Genomic DNA, 14,993 nt, shown 5'->3' on the forward strand with positions numbered 1-14,993 from the left:
GCGGCGACGGGTCGGGAGGCGGCGGGTCAGGTGGACTGGAGGCGCGGCTCCACCCAGCCGGTCTCGGTCAGGTGGTGCATCACCGCCTGCACCGCCTCGTCGATCGACATCCCGGTGGTGTCGACCACGACGTCGGCGTCCGTGGGGACCTCGTACGGGTCGTCGATGCCCGTCATGCCCGTGAGCAGGCCGGCCCGGGCGCGGGCGTACAGGCCCTTGCGGTCACGCTGCTCGCACACCTCGATCGGGGTCGCCACGTGCACCAGCACGAAACCGGCCCCGGCCGCGTGCGCCATCTCGCGGGCCGTGGTCCGCGCCGCCGCGTACGGGGCGATCGGGCAGCAGATGCCGACCCCCCGGTGCCGGGCGATCTCGGCCGCCACCCAGCCGATCCGCCGGACGTTCAGGTCCCGGTCGGCCTTGCTGAAGGTCAGCCCGGCGGACAGCTCCCGGCGCACCACATCGCCGTCGAGCAGGGTCACCGTGCGGTCGCCGCCCTCGCGCAGCACGTCCGCCAGGCCCCGGGCGATGGTCGACTTGCCGGAGCCGGAGAACCCGGTGAGGAACACCACGAGCCCCCGGTGCCGCCGGGGCGGCCGGGCCCGCACCAGTTCCTTCGCCACGGCCGGCGGGGTGTGCCACTCCGGCAGCGGGAAGCCCCGGTCGAGCAGGTCGTCGATCTCCGCCTGGCTGAGCGCCAGCCGCCGATTCCGCGGCGGGATGTCCTCCCGCCAGCGCCACTGCCCGTCCCGGTTGTCGTAGGCCAGCTCGCGCGGCACCAGCACCCGCAGCCCCGCGCCGGAGAGCATCTCGCCGGTGGAGAGCAGGTGGGTCACCCCGTACGCGGCGGCGACCCGGGCCTGGAGCAGGGCGTCGCTGATCTCGTCCCGGCGGCGGGCCAGCGGCACCGCGACCAGGGTCGCCGGGGGCATCCGGTCCCGGGCGGCGAAGACCGCCCGCACCAGCGACTCGGAGGGCAGCCCGTTGATCGGCCCCTCGCCGACCGGGATCATCACCAGCAGGTGCGCGCCCAGCGTGCGGGCCGCGTGGGCGATCTGCGCGAGCTGCGGGCGGTGCAGCGGGCGGTCGGCGAGCACCCCCAGCACCCGGCCCGGGGGCAGCAGCGCCCGGATCTCCTCCGGGCTGCGGCGCAGCCGCTGGAACGGGCCGTGGCCGCCGTCGCCGAGCCGGCGCACCGTGCCGCCCACCCCGGCGACGCCCTCGCGGGCCGACCACACATCGGTCACCTCCAGCGAGGCCACCGGGGCGCCCTCGCCGTCGGACAGCACCAGCACCCGGCGGGCCGGATCGGCCGGATCCAGACCGTCGGCGACCGCCGCCGGCACCTGGAGGGCCACCGGCACCTGCCACGGCGCCCCGTCCGCGAGCCGGCCCCGCCGGCTCACCGAGGCCAGATCCGCCCGGGTCATGAAGCCGGTCAGGGGCGCGTACGCCCCGGAGACCAGCAACTCGAGATCGGCCAGTTCCCCGGGCCGCGGCGTGTACGCCGGCGCGTCCCGAAGCACCTCGTCGGGCAGCACCCACCCGTTGCTCATCGCACCCCCACTCTCTGGCCGGCTCACAGTTTCTCAGCCCGTCGCCGATCGGTCGAGAGTGCCATTCCCATCACTAGGGGTTGATCCCCGCCACGGATCAGGCGGCGGCCCGCAGCGGGGCCGCGCCGAACGAGACCGAGAACCGCTTGCACCAGATCGAGACGCTGGTCAGGGCGGTCAGGTCGGTGCCCGCCGGGATGTCGTACGCCTGGTCGCCCCGGTTGCCCTTCAGCCGGCCCAACTCCACCCGACGACCGTCGTCGAAGACCCGCCAGCCGGCCACCCCCTCGCGTACCGGCTGATCGGTGAGCCAGACCCGGAGGTCCGGCCCGTTGCTGGTGTCCAGCCCGACGAGTTCCAGGCGGTGCCGCCCGTCGGGGGTCCGGACGATCCGGGCGCTGCCCGACGTGTCGTGCTCGTGGGTGACGAAGTCGCCCCGGCTCACCAGCGTCGGCCCGGCCGGGGCGCGCGCGGCGGCCGGGCTGCTGGCGGAACCGGGGCCGGTCGCGGGTGTGCCGGCGGGTCCCGACGCGGCCGGGGCGGTGGTGGCCGCCACGGCCGACAGCGTCTCGTCGACCTCGGTGTCGGTGACCAGCTTCCAGGGCTGGAACCAGGCCAGGCCGGCGGCGGCCCCGGCGGCGACCACGGCGACCGCGATCCAGGTCAGCGGCTTGTGCAGCAGGCGGGCGATCATGCGTCCAGTCTCGCCCGGCCCGCGCCCGGCGGCACCGTCGCGCCGGTTACGGAAGCCTTACCGGCGCGTCGGGCCGCCCGTCACCTGCCGTCCATAGCCCATCCACAGGTCGTTCATACGCCGTTCGCATGCCCGACCGGTTGGCTGCCCTCTGACCGATCCGTGCCATCCAGACCGGAGGAAGTGCGTTCATGCGTCTACGGTTCAACCGCCGAGCCCGGCCCCCAGACCCGGCTGCTGACCACCGTGGCGATCCGGCTCCGGAAGCGGGGCCCCCGACGACCGGCCGGGACCACGCGGGGCACGCGCTGCGCGCGCCGAGCAAGCTGCACGCCTTCAACCGGTACGAGATCAAGTATCTCGTGGAGACCACGAAGGTGGCGGCGCTGCGGCGGGAGCTGGCCGCCCGGCTGGCCACGGACAGCAACGGCGGCAACAGCGGGTACGGCGTGTGGAGCGTCTACTACGACACCGCCGACCTGCGGTTCTACTGGGAGAAGATCGAGGGGCTCAGGTTCCGCCGCAAGCTGCGCGTGCGCCACTACGGCGACCGGTCCACCATCGACGACGACACCACCGTGTACGTCGAGATCAAGCAGCGGGTCAACCGGGTCACCCAGAAGCGCCGCATCGCCCTGCCCTACCGGGAGGCCCGGCGGCTCTGCGACGAGCGGGCGATGGTCGAGCACGACCCGTCCCAGCGGGGGTTCGTCGAGGAGGTCCTCGAACTCGTCTCCGGGCTCGACCTGCGGCCGGTGGCGATGACCGGCTACCACCGCGAGGCGTTCGTCGGCCAGGACTCCGACCTCGGCCTGCGGGTCACCCTCGACCACCGGGTCCGGGGCCGGGACCGCGACTTCCACCTCGGTGCCGACGCCGAGAACCGGCTCATCGTGCCGGCCCGGCTCTCCGTCGTCGAGATCAAGGCCAACGAGCGGGTGCCGTACTGGCTCACCGATCTCGCCGCCCGCGCCGAGCTTTCGGTGGTGCGGGTCTCCAAGTACTGCCAGAGCGTCGAGGCGTTCGGCCGCGCCCCGCGCTCGGTCTTCCACGTCCAGGACACCGACCCCGCCGCCGATCTGGCGGCGGCCACCTTCGAGAAGTGAGGCCCGAACCCCGATGGACATCACGTTCCAGGACCTGTCCGGCACGTTCAGCGTGGGCGACATCGCCATCGCGCTGTCGCTGTCGTTCCTGCTCAGCGCCATGATCGGCTGGGTCTACCGGGCCACCCACCGCAACGTGTCCTACAGCCAGTCGTACGTGCAGACGCTGATCATCCTCGGCATGCTGATCTCGCTGATCATGCTGGTGGTGGGCTCCAACATCGCGCGGGCGTTCGCCCTGGTCGGGGCGCTGTCGGTGGTACGGTTCCGCAACGCCATCAAGGAGACCCGGGACGTCGGGTTCATCTTCCTGGTGATGGGCGTCGGGATGGCCTGCGGCACCCGGTTCTACACCCTGGCGATCGCCGCCGCCATCGCGATCAGCCTGATCATCGTGGTGATGTACCGGTTCAACTGGTTCGCGCTGAACGTGCAGCGGCAGGTGGTCAAGGTCCAGCTCCCGGCCGGCGGCAACCACACCGCCGAGATCCAGGACGTGCTGGTCCGCTACACCACCGAGTTCGAGCTGGTCAGCCTGGAGTCGATCCGGGCCGGCGCGCTCACCGAGCTGATGTACACCGTCCGGCTCAAGAAGGGCACCGAGCCGGGCGACCTGATCTCGGCGCTCAGCGAGCGGACCTCCGGCCAGCGGGTGACCGTGCTCACCGGCTACGACCAGACGGACCTGTGATGGCCGAGCCACCCCGGGCCAGGTCCCCGCTGCCCCGGGCGCTGCGCCGCCGGCTGCCCGCCCGGGTCCGCCAGAACTGGAAGCTGCTCACCACCTGCGCGGCGTTCCTCGCCGTCCTCACCCTGGTGCTCGGCACCGAGCGGATCCGCCCGTACGTGACCAGCGCCGGCGACGTCGGATCGGACACGGTCACCGTGAACATCGCCGGCACGACGGACCTGTTCGACGCGACCGTCGCCCACTCGATCTCGCTGACCTTCAAGGACACGGACTACCAGCAGATGCTGGAGACCTACTGGAAGGAGGGGGAGAAGGGGTACGTCGAGGCGGACCTGACCGTCGACGGCACCACCCTCCCCAGCGTCGGCATCCGGCTCAAGGGCAACTCGACCCTGCAGAGCCTGACCTGGAAGGGCGAGTCCAGGCCGCGCGGGAACGGCGGTGGCCCGCCCGGCGGGATGCCCGGCGGCGGCGAGCGCCCCGCCGACGCCGGCCAGCGGCAGGGCGGCCAGCCGGGCCAGACCGGCCAGCAGGGCGGCCAGACCGGCCAGCAGACGGGCCAGCGGCAGGCCGGCGGCGGGTTCCCCGGCGGCGGGATGACCCGCACCAGCCTGAAGGCCGAGGAGCCCGAGACGCTGCCCTGGCTGATCAGCTTCGACGAGTTCGTCGACGGCCGCCGCTACCAGGGGCACCGCGAGGTAGCCGTCCGGGTCGCCGGCATGGGCGGTGGCTCCACGGTGCTCAACGAGGCGCTGGCGCTGTCCCTGCTCGACAGCACCGGCGAGGCCGCCCAGCGGTACGCGTACTCGTCGTTCACGGTCAACGACCGGCCCACCGCGGCCCGGCTGCTGGTCGAGCACCCGGACGAGAACTTCGCCGACCAGATGGGCGGCACCGGCGTGCTCTACAAGTCCCTGGCCAGCAGCAGCTTCACCGACCAGGGCGACGACCAGACCGACTACACCGACGACTTCAAGCAGATCACGATGAAGGGCAGCCAGGACCTGCAACCCGTGATCAACCTGATCAAGTGGGTGAACTCGGCCAGCGACGAGGAGTTCGACGCGCAGCTCGCCGACCGGGTCGACGTGGAATCGTTCGCCCGCTACGTCGCGCTGCAGAACCTGCTGCTCAACTTCGACGACATGTCCGGGCCGGGAAAGAACTACTACCTCTGGTACGACCTGGAGACGAAGAAGTTCAGCGTGATCAGCTGGGACCACAACCTGACCTTCAGCGGCAACGCCTCCCAGGGCCCGCACGACAGCGGCGGCTTCGGCATGCGGGGCGGCATGCAGCCACCGGAGGGTATGCAGCTCCCCGAGGGGATGCAGCTTCCCGAGGGTATGCAGCTCCCTGAGGGCATGGACCTTCCCGAGGGCATGCAACCGCCGGGCGGCGGGGCCACGGAACAGGAGGGCGGCAATGCCGAGCGGGGCCGCGTCGGCGGCATGATGACCGGCCACAAGCTCAAGGAGCGGTTCCTGGCCAGTGACGCGTTCAAGGAGGTCTACGAGGACGCGTACCGCGAGCTGTACCAGCAGGTCTACGCCAGCGGCCGGGCGACCGGGGCGCTCGACGCGATCACCGGTGTGCTGAAGACCGTCGACGGGGTCGACGCGGCGGCGGTGGACTCCGACGCCGAGCGGCTGCGCACCCTCGTCCAGCAGCGCACCGAGAGCCTCAAGAACAACGAGGTGATCACCCGGAGCTGAGCCTGGGAGAGCCGGGGGAGCCGGCACGGCGGACCCGCCGCGCCGGCTCCCCACCCGGCCGCCGGAACGGAGAAGGTAGGGCCTGCCGGATGGCTCCCGCCCGCCCCGCCCGGCAGGCTGGGAGCATGGTGGCCGACACGGGCCGGGCGACGCCCCGGCGGACGTACCCGAAGCACACCCGGCACTGGGTGACCAGCCTGGCGGCCGCCGGTGCGGCCGTGGCGGCGACCACCTCGGTCGCCCAGACGGCCGGCCGGTTCCACTGGTGGGCGGGCTTCGTGCTGATCCCCGGCGCGCTGATCGGCGCGGCCGGCGGGGCGCTGCTGGCGCGCGGTGGCGGCCGGGCCTTCGCCGGGTACGTCGTCGGCTGCGTCGGCCTGCTGGTCTTCACGGTCGGCGCGCTGCTGATGACCGGCACGATGGGCGAGGGCTGGCCCGTCCTGGTCATGCTGCCCTGCCTCGCGGGCGTCGGCACCTACCTGTGGCGGCCCACCGACCCGCTGGCGCGCGGGCTGCACCGCACGGTCGCCCTGCTCGCCCTGGCCGGCGCGGGGGTCGGCGTGGCCCTGATGCTGATCCGGCACCGCCTCGTCGACCCGGGGGAGACGCACTGGTGGGGCGGCTTCGTGCTGGCCGCCGGCCTGCTCGTCGGCGGGAACGCCGTCGAGGTGGCCCGGCACCGGATGCCGTACCGGCTCCAGGCGGTCACCCTGCTGCTCGGGCCGGCCGTGGTCGCCGCCCTGCTCGGCGTGCGCATGCTGCGCGGCTGGTGACCGGCGGCCTCCTTACACGGCGCACGCGATCACCAGTTCCGGGGCGCGGCCCGGCAGCAGGTCCAGCCGGCCGATCCGCCCCGCCGCCCGCACGTCGTCGGCGACCAGCGTCAGCCGGTCGAGCAGGTCGGCCGGGCCGAGCGCCTCGGCCAGCGGCACCTCCGCCTTCATCGACTGCTTCCGCTCCGACTTGGCGCGGCGCACCTGGCCCAGCGCGTCGGATGCCAGCCGCAGCAGCCCCGCGTCGGCCGCGCCCCCGATCGCCCGGTCCACCTCGTACGTGGTGGGCCACGGCGCGCGGTGCACCGAACCGTAGCGCCACCACGACCACACCTCCTCGGTGACGAACGGCAGCACCGGGGCGAACAGCCGCAGCTGCACCGACAGGGCGGTGGCCAGCGCCGCCCGCGCCGAGTCGGCCCCCGGCCCGGTGCCGTAGGCGCGTTCCTTCACCAGCTCGATGTAGTCGTCGCAGAACCGCCAGAAAAAGGACTCGGTCGCCTGCAGGGCGGCCGTGTGGTCGTACGCGTCGAAGGCCGACGTGGCGGTGGCGACCACGCCGGACAGCTCGGCGAGCATCGCGGTGTCCAGCGGCTGTGTCGCCGACAGCTCCAGGTCGCGGCGCGGAGTCAGACGCGCCGAGCTGGAGCTGTCGTACGGGGCGCGCAGGGCGTCCGCCGCGCCCAGCCCCAGGGCGAACCGCGACGCGTTGAGCAGCTTGGTGGCCAGCCGCCGGCCCACCCGGATCTGCGCCGGGTCGAACGCCAGGTCCATCCCCGGCCGGCCGCTGGCCGCCCAGTAGCGGACCGCGTCGGAGCCGTACTGCTTGAGCAGCGCCATCGGGGTGACCACGTTCCCCTTGGACTTGGCCATCTTCTTGCGGTCCGGGTCGAGGATCCAGCCGGACAGCACCGCGTCCCGCCAGGGCAGCACCCCGTGTTCGAGATGGGCGCGGGCCACCGTGGCGAACAGCCAGGTGCGGATGATCTCCTGCCCCTGCGGGCGCAGGTCCATCGGGAAGACCCGCCCGAACAGGTCCGGGTCGGTCTCCCAGCCGCCCACGATCTGCGGGGTCAGCGACGACGTGGCCCAGGTGTCCAGCACGTCCGGGTCGCCGACGAAACCGCCCGGCAATCCGCGCAGCGACTCGTCGTAGCCGGGCGGCGGCTCGCCGGACGGGTCGACCGGCAGCGCCGACTCGTCCGGTGTGAGAGGGTGGGCGAAGTCCGGCTCGCCAGTGTCGTCGAGCCGGTACCACACCGGCACCGGCACCCCGAAGAAGCGCTGCCGGCTGACCAGCCAGTCACCGGTCAGCCCGCCCACCCAGTGCTCGTAGCGGCTGCGCATGTGCCCCGGCACCCAGTTCAGCTCCCCGCCCCGGGCCAGCAGCTCCGCGCGCAGGCCGGCGTCGCGGCCCCCGTTGCGCAGATACCACTGCCGGGTCGAGACGATCTCCAGTGGCCGGTCGCCCTTCTCGTAGAACTTCACCGGGTGCACGACCGGGCGCGGCTCGCCCACCAGGTCGCCCGCGTCGGCGAGCAGCCCCACCACGGCCCGCCGGGCGCCGGCCACGGTCTGCCCGGCCAGCGCCGCGTACGGCCCCGCCGGCACCCCGGCCGGCGGCTCCGGCAGCAGCCGGCCGTCGCGGCCGATCACCACCCGCGTGTCGAGCTGAAGCTCCCGCCACCAGGTCACGTCGGTCAGGTCGCCGAACGTGCACACCATCGCGACGCCCGTGCCCTTGGCCGGGTCCGCCAGCGGGTGCGCGCGCACCGGCACCGCCACCCCGAACACGGGGGTACGCACGACCGCGCCCACCAGGTCGGCGTAGCGCTCGTCGTCGGGGTGGCAGACCAGCGCCACGCACGCCGGCAGCAGCTCCGGCCGGGTGGTGTCGATCAGCACCTCCCGCCCGCCCGGCCCGGCGAACCGCAGCCGGTGGTACGCCCCCGGCCGCTCCCGGTCCTCCAGCTCCGCCTGCGCCACGGCGGTGGCGAAGCCGACATCCCACAGCGTCGGGGCCTCCGCCTGGTACGCCTCGCCCCGGGCCAGGTTGCGCAGGAACGCCCGCTGCGACGCGACCCGGGCCGCCCGCCCGATCGTCGTGTACGTCAGCGACCAGTCCACGCTCAGCCCGAGCCGCCGCCACAGCGCCTCGAACGCCTGCTCGTCGACGACGGTCAGCGTCCCGCACAGCTCCACGAAGTTGCGCCGGGAGATCGGGGTCGGGTTCTTCCGGGCGGCGTCGTCCACGGGCGCGGCGGGCGGCTGCCAGTGCGGGTCGTACGGCAGCGTCGGGTCGCAGCGCACCCCGTAGACGTTCTGCACCCGGCGCTCGGTGGGCAGGCCGTTGTCGTCCCAGCCCATCGGGTAGAAGACCGTCCGGCCGCGCATCCGCTGGAACCGGGCGACGGTGTCGGTGTGCGTGTAGGAGAAGACGTGCCCCATGTGCAGCTCGCCCGACACGGTCGGCGGCGGGGTGTCGATGGAGTACACGTCGGCCCGCGTCTTCGTGCGGTCGAACGCGTACGTGCCGTCGTCCTGCCAGCGGCGCGCCCAGGTGTCCTCGATCCCGTCGAGCGTGGGACGCTCGGGGACACCGGCGCGGGCCGACCTGCCCGGTTCAGTCATCGGTCGATGGTAGGCACCGTGGACCGCAGCGACCACGGCTTATCGGGTCGCCGTGCCCACAGTCAGACCAGGGAGTCGCGCCACTGTCGGCGCAGCGCCGCGTACCGGCCGCCGGTGGCGGTCAGCCGCTCCGGTGGGCCGTCCTCCACGACCCGGCCCCCGTCGAGGACGAGCACCCGGTCGGCCGTCTCGACGGTGGAGAGCCGGTGCGCGATCACCAGCGCCGTGCGGTCCCGCAGCACGGTGGCGAGCGCCCGCTGCACCAGCCGTTCCGTGGGCACGTCGAGCGAGGACGTCGCCTCGTCGAGGATCAGCACGCGGGGGTCGGCGAGGAACGCGCGGGCGAACGCCACGAGCTGCCGCTGCCCGGCGGAGAGCCGGCCGCCCCGGCGGCGCACCTCGGTGGCGTACCCGTCGGGGAGGGCGGCGATGAAGTCGTGCGCGCCGATGGCGCGGGCCGCCGCCTGCACCGCCGCGTCGTCCGCGCCCGGCCGCCCGAACCGGATGTTCTCCGCCACCGAGCCGCTGAACAGGTGGTTCTCCTGGGTCACCAGCACCACCGCCCGGCGCAGCTCGGCGTCGGCCAGGTCCCGCAGGTCGACCCCGTCCAGGGCGACCGTGCCGGCGTCCGGGTCGTGGAACCGGGCCAGCAGCTTCGCGATGGTGGACTTGCCCGCCCCGGTGGCCCCGACCAGCGCGACGGTCTGCCCGGCCGGCACGGTCAGGTCCAGCCCCGACAGGATCGGGGCGCCGGCCCGGTAGCCGAAGGAGACCGACCGGAACTCCACCGCGCCGCGCGCGTCGCCGCCGGGCAGCGGCGCCGGGCGCGCCGGCTCGGCGACCCCCGGCCGCTCGTCGAGCACCCCGGCGAGCTTCTCCAGCGCCGCCGTCGCCGACTGGAGCGAGTTGTAGAACTGGCTCAGCTCCTGCATCGGCTCGAAGAAGCGGCGCAGGTAGAGCAGGAACGCGGCGAGCACCCCCACCTCCATCGCGCCGCCGAGCACCCGGGCCCCGCCGTAGCCGAGCACCACCGCCACGGTCACGTTCCCGATCACCTTGATCCCCGGGGAGTACGTGGCGATCAGCCGGAACGCGTGCAGGCTGGCCTGCCGGTAGTCGTCGTTGACGGCCGCGAAGATCCGCTGGTTGCGTGGCTCCCGCCGGTACGCCTGCACCGCCCGGATGCCGCGCAGCGACTCGACGAAGTGGACGATGACCAGCGACACGGCCTCCCTCGTCCGCCGGTACGCGCCGGCCGAGGCGCGGGCGAACCAGCGGGACAGCCAGAACAGGAACGGGAACGCCAGCAGCGTCACCGCCGCCAGCGGCAGGTCCAGCCAGAGCAGGATGCCGGCCACCGACAGGATCGACAGCCCGGCGAGGACCAGGCTGTCGACGCCCCCGTCGAGCAGCTCGGCGATGGAGTCCAGGTCGCTGGTGAGCCGGGAGATCATCCGGCCGGACGTGTAGCGCTCGTGGAAGCCGACGGACAGCCGCAGGAAGTGGCCGTACACGCGCTGGCGCAGCTCCAGCAGGACGGCCTGGCCGATCCGGGCGGAGAGGGTGAGGAAGCCGCGCCGGGCCGCGTACTCGACGACCGTGGCGGCGGCGAACGCGCCGGCGATCGCGACCAGGGGCCCGCTGTCCCCGGCCCGCAGCGGCCCGATGGCGCGGTCGATGCCGAGCATCACCAGGTACGGCCCGGACATGGCGGCGGCGTTCTGGGCCAGCAGCAGCCCCACGGCCAGCCCCAGCCGGCCCCGGTGCGGGCGCAGCAGGTCGCGCAGCAGCGCCCGGCTGCGCACCCGCAGCCGCGCGATGGCCTCGGGGGTGGCCTCCTCGGCCCGGCTCCGGTCGGCCTCCGGGTCGGTGGCCCGCCCCCGCCACCGCTGGAGGTCCAGGTGCGTCGCCGCACCGTGCCGCTCGGCGTCGTCGGCGGTCGTGGTCACGAGCGCACCAGCCCACGGCCGTCCGGCCCGGCCGGGAGCCTGCCGGCGGGGCGGGCCTCGGCCGGGGGCGGATCGGTCGAAGGGGGGTCGGCGGAGAGGACCGCCCGGTACGCCGGCACCGTGGCCAGCAGCCGCGAGTGGGTGCCGACCGCCGTGATCCGCCCCCGCTCCAGCAGCGCCACCCGGTCGGCCAGCGCGACGGTCGACGGCCGGTGCACCACGAGCAGGGCGGTGGTGTCCCGCAGCACCCGCCGCAGCGCCGCCTCGACCAGCGCCTCGGTGTGCACGTCGAGGGCGGACAGCGGGTCGTCCAGCACCAGCACCGCCGGCCGGCCGAGGACGGCCCGGGCCAGCGCCAGCCGCTGCCGCTGCCCGCCGGAGAGGGTGAGCCCCTGCTCGCCGACCCGGGTGGCCAGCCCCCACGGCAGCTCGTACGCGAAGTCCGCCTGGGCCAGCGCCAGCGCCGCGCGGACCTCGTCGGCGTCGGCGTCGGGGCGGCCCAGGGTGAGGTTCTCCCAGACCGACATGGAGAACAGCGTCGGCTCCTCGAAGGCCACCCCGACCAGCCGGCGCAGCGAGGCCAGCTGCAGGTCCCGCACGTCGTGGCCGTCGAGGGTGATCCGGCCGGCGGACACGTCGTGCAGCCGGGGCACCAGCGAGAGCAGGGTGCTCTTGCCGACCCCGGTGGCGCCCACCAGGGCCAGCGTCTCGCCCGGCTCCACGGTCAGGTCGATGCCGCGCAGCACCGGCGCGGGCGTGCCGGGGTAGCGGAACGACACGCCCTCGAACGCCAGCCGGCCCCGGACGCCCGCCCGGGCCAGGCCGACGGCGTGCGGGGCGTCCACGATCGCCGGCTCGGTGTCCAGCACCTCCTGGATGCGGTCGGCGGCCGTCGCCGCCTCCTGACCGTTGGCGATGATCCAGCCCAGCGACTGCACCGGCCAGATCAGCATCAGCTGCAGGCTGACGAACGCGACCAGCTCGCCGATGGTCAGCGCGCCCCGGGCCGCGGCGACCGCCCCGGCGACCAGCACCACGCCGAGGGTCAGGTTGGGCACCAGGTCGAACAGCGCGGAGGTGCGGGCCAGCAGGCGGCTCTTGGCCACGCCGGTGTCGTGCAGCGCCCGCGCGCCGTCGGCGAACCGGGCGGCCAGTTCCGGCCCCCGACCGTACGCCTTCATCGTGCGCAGGCCCTGCGCGGTCTCCTCGACGAGGGTGGCCACGTCGCCCTGCTGGTCCTGCATCCGCCGCGACGCCGCGTGGTAATACCGGCCGAACCGGCGGCTGATCAGGAACAGCGGCACGGCGCTGGCCGCCACCAGCAGCCCCAGCGTCGGGTGCAGCCGGACCAGCAGCACCACCACGGCGACGTACGTGACCAGGTTGAGCACCAGGAACAGCAGCCCGAAGGAGAGGAACCGGCGGATCACCGACAGGTCGCTGGTGACCCGCGACAGCAGTTGCCCGGTCTGCCACCGGTCGTGGAAGCCGGCCGGCAGCCGCTGCAGGTGGGCGTAGATGTCGGCCCGGATCGTCGCCTCCATGCCCACCGAGGACGAGGTCTGGGCCCACCGGCGGATGAAGATCAGCAGGGCCTCGGCCAGGCCGAGGAGCAGGGCCAGCCCGCCGAGCCGGACCAGGCCGCCCGGGTCGTGCCGGGCGACCGGGCCGTCGACCACCCGCTGCACCACCAGCGGCACGGCCAGGCTCGCCCCGGTGGCCGCCAGCGCCGCCACGAGCAGCCAGCAGAACGCGACGGCGTGCGGGCGGAGGTAGTGGCGCAGCCGCCACAGGTTGCGCAGCGGGCGAGCGGCGTCGCCACGGTGGGTCGGGACGCCGTCGCTCTCCGCAGGCACTAACCGACGGTAGCGCCTGAGTGGATGATTGATGCTGTCAACTTTCGGCAGTCCTCTTTGTCCGCAACGGTTTCCGCCGCCGTCCGGGCCTCGTGGGCGAGCAGCCAGCGCTTCACGTCCAGCCCCCAGCGGTAGCCGCCGAGGCTCCCGTCGGTGCGCAGCACCCGGTGGCACGGGACGAACAGGGCGGCGGCGTTGCGGGCGCAGGCCGCCGCCGCGGCGCGCACCGCCGCCGGCCGCCCGGCCAGCCCGGCGTACGCCGTGTAGGTGACCGGGCGGCCGGGCCCGACCTCGCGCAGCACCCGCCACGCGTGCGCCTGGAACGCCCCGCCGGTGTGCTGCTGCACGGGCACCGCGTCGATGGCGGTCAGCTCGCCGTCGAGGTACGCGGCGACGGCGGCGGTCACCGGCCCGAGGTCGGCGCGCCGCCGCACCGGGCCGCGCAACCCGGGGTGCACGAGCGGCAGCAGCGACTCCGGTTCGGCGGTGAACCCGGCCGCCCGGACCGCCCCGTCGGGGCCGGTCACGATGCTCAGCGGGCCGGCGGGGGTGTCGACGACCGCGCCGTCGAGGGTGGTGGTCATGCTGCTCTCCAGAGTCGGATCACCGCGTACGAGCGCCAGGGGCGCCAGCGCCCGGCGTACGCGTCGAGGGTCGATGGGTCGTGGGGCAGGCCGAGCGCGGCGGCGCCGCGCCGGACGGCCAGGTCGGTGGTGAGGCCGACGTCCGGGTCGCCGAGGGCGCGCATGGCCACGTAGCCGGCCGTCCAGGCGCCGATCCCGGGGAGCGCCAGGAGCCGCCGCGCGGCCTCCTCCCGGTCCCCGCCCGGGTCGAGGTCGAGCGAGCCGTCGGCGGCGGCCCGCGCGGCGGCCCGGATCGTCTCCCGCCGCGCCGCCGGCATCCGGAACGCCTCGTCCGGCAGCGCCAGCAGCTCCTCCGCGCCGGGAAAACCCCGCAGCCCGCCGTCGGTGGCGGCGGGGGGCAGCAGCCGGGTGAGGGTGGTGCGGGCCGAGGCCAGGGAGACCTGCTGGGTGGCGACGGCGCGGACGAGCATCTCCAGGCCGTCGACGGCGCGGGGCAGGCGTACGCCCGGTTCCGCCGCCACCGCCGGGGCCAGCGCGGGATCGGCGGCGAGGGTGCCGTCGACGGCCGCCGGGTCGGCGTCGAGGTCGAACAGCCGGCGGCAGCGGGCCACCGCCGGGGCCAGGTCGCGCAGGTCGGCCAGCCGCAGCGTCGCCGAGACGTGCCCGTCCGCCGGGGTCAGCGCCACCTCCGCCGCGCCGTGCGGCAGCCGCAACCCCCGGTGGTACGTCCCGTCGCGCACCTCCTCCACGCCGGGCAGCGCCCGCAGCGCCAGGAAGTCCAGCAGCGCCGCCGCGTGCAGCGGCGGCCGGTACGCCAGCCGCAGCGTGATCGTGCCCGCCCCGCCCGGCGTCGGCCGGCCACCCCGGGCGACCCGCAACTGCGACGGCGCGGCGGCGTAGACCTCCCGCACCGTGTCGTTGAACTGCCGGACGCTGCCGAACCCGGCCGCGAACGCGATCTCGGCCATGCCCAGGCCCGTGGTCTCGATCAGGATGCGGGCGGTCTGGGCGCGCTGCGCCCGGGCGAGCGCCAGGGGCCCGGCCCCCAGCTCGGCGCGGAGCATCCGGTGCAGGTGCCGCTCGGTGTAGCCGAGCCGGGTGGCCAGCCCGGGCACCCCGTCCCGGTCGACCACCCCGTCGGCGATGAGCCGCATGGCCCGGCCCACCACGTCCGCCCGGACGTCCCACTCGGGCGAGCCCGGGGCGGCGTCGGGGCGGCACCGGCGGCAGGCCCGCAGCCCGGCCGACTGGGCGGCGGCGGCCGACGGGAAGAACCGGACGTTGCGTCGCTTCGGCGTCGTCGCCGGGCAGGACGGCCGGCAGTAGATCCCGGTCGACGTCACGCCCGTGTAGAACCAGCCGTCGAACCGCTGGTCACGGCTGTCGACGGCCCGGTAGCAACGCTCGAAGTCCAACTCCACGCCCCCGATACTGCCCC

General features: G+C 74.6%; 11 protein-coding genes. 4 read left to right on the forward strand and 7 right to left on the reverse strand.

The window, feature by feature from the left end; translation table 11 throughout:
* Positions 1-26: 26 nt before the first annotated feature.
* Both cysC and TK50_RS19555 read right to left on the reverse strand, forming a co-directional pair.
* Positions 27-1,556, reverse strand: a complete 1,530-nt coding sequence (cysC, locus tag TK50_RS19550; RefSeq protein WP_043965720.1) for an adenylyl-sulfate kinase — start codon at positions 1,554-1,556, stop codon at positions 27-29.
* Positions 1,557-1,653: 97 nt separating this feature from the next.
* Positions 1,654-2,250 carry a DM13 domain-containing protein gene (locus TK50_RS19555; RefSeq protein ID WP_043965722.1) on the reverse strand — a complete coding sequence of 199 codons (597 nt, stop codon included), beginning with the start codon at positions 2,248-2,250 and terminating at the stop codon, positions 1,654-1,656.
* Between the two features lie 191 nt (positions 2,251-2,441).
* Here TK50_RS19555 and TK50_RS19560 point away from each other — a divergent pair, with 191 nt between their 5' ends.
* The 4 genes from TK50_RS19560 to TK50_RS19575 all read left to right on the forward strand — a co-directional run bounded on the left by TK50_RS19560 (position 2,442) and on the right by TK50_RS19575 (position 6,535).
* Positions 2,442-3,356, forward strand: a complete 915-nt coding sequence (locus tag TK50_RS19560) for a polyphosphate polymerase domain-containing protein (protein WP_043965723.1) — start codon at positions 2,442-2,444, stop codon at positions 3,354-3,356.
* A 13-nt stretch (positions 3,357-3,369) separates the two neighbouring features.
* The gene (locus TK50_RS19565) at positions 3,370-4,047 is read left to right on the forward strand and encodes a DUF4956 domain-containing protein (RefSeq protein WP_036373042.1); all 678 of its coding nucleotides are present in this window, start codon (positions 3,370-3,372) and stop codon (positions 4,045-4,047) included.
* Positions 4,047-5,762, forward strand: coding sequence for a CotH kinase family protein (locus TK50_RS19570; RefSeq protein WP_043965727.1), 1,716 nt, complete (start codon positions 4,047-4,049; stop codon positions 5,760-5,762). The genes TK50_RS19565 and TK50_RS19570 overlap by 1 nt, the downstream gene beginning before the upstream one ends.
* A 125-nt stretch (positions 5,763-5,887) precedes the next feature.
* Positions 5,888-6,535 carry a hypothetical protein gene (locus TK50_RS19575; RefSeq protein WP_241774055.1) on the forward strand — a complete coding sequence of 216 codons (648 nt, stop codon included), beginning with the start codon at positions 5,888-5,890 and terminating at the stop codon, positions 6,533-6,535.
* Between the two features lie 12 nt (positions 6,536-6,547).
* Here TK50_RS19575 and valS read toward each other — a convergent pair whose 3' ends face one another.
* The 5 genes from valS to TK50_RS19600 all read right to left on the reverse strand — a co-directional run bounded on the left by valS (position 6,548) and on the right by TK50_RS19600 (position 14,976).
* On the reverse strand, positions 6,548-9,166 hold the full coding sequence (gene valS / locus TK50_RS19580; protein ID WP_043965731.1) for a valine--tRNA ligase: 2,619 nt from the start codon (positions 9,164-9,166) through the stop codon (positions 6,548-6,550).
* Positions 9,167-9,228: 62 nt separating this feature from the next.
* Positions 9,229-11,115, reverse strand: a complete 1,887-nt coding sequence (locus TK50_RS19585; RefSeq protein WP_043965734.1) for an ABC transporter ATP-binding protein — start codon at positions 11,113-11,115, stop codon at positions 9,229-9,231.
* On the reverse strand, positions 11,112-12,971 hold the full coding sequence (locus TK50_RS19590; protein ID WP_043965736.1) for an ABC transporter ATP-binding protein: 1,860 nt from the start codon (positions 12,969-12,971) through the stop codon (positions 11,112-11,114). Before TK50_RS19590 ends, TK50_RS19585 begins: the two co-directional genes overlap by 4 nt.
* Positions 12,971-13,555 carry a methylated-DNA--[protein]-cysteine S-methyltransferase gene (locus TK50_RS19595; RefSeq protein ID WP_229404670.1) on the reverse strand — a complete coding sequence of 195 codons (585 nt, stop codon included), beginning with the start codon at positions 13,553-13,555 and terminating at the stop codon, positions 12,971-12,973. Before TK50_RS19595 ends, TK50_RS19590 begins: the two co-directional genes overlap by 1 nt.
* A complete protein-coding gene (locus TK50_RS19600; RefSeq protein ID WP_043965738.1) occupies positions 13,552-14,976 on the reverse strand; it encodes an AlkA N-terminal domain-containing protein in 1,425 nt (474 codons plus the stop codon). Before TK50_RS19600 ends, TK50_RS19595 begins: the two co-directional genes overlap by 4 nt.
* Positions 14,977-14,993: the final 17 nt, after the last annotated feature.

This window comes from Micromonospora haikouensis (genome assembly GCF_000876225.1).
Classification (GTDB): Bacteria; Actinomycetota; Actinomycetes; order Mycobacteriales; family Micromonosporaceae; genus Micromonospora; species Micromonospora haikouensis.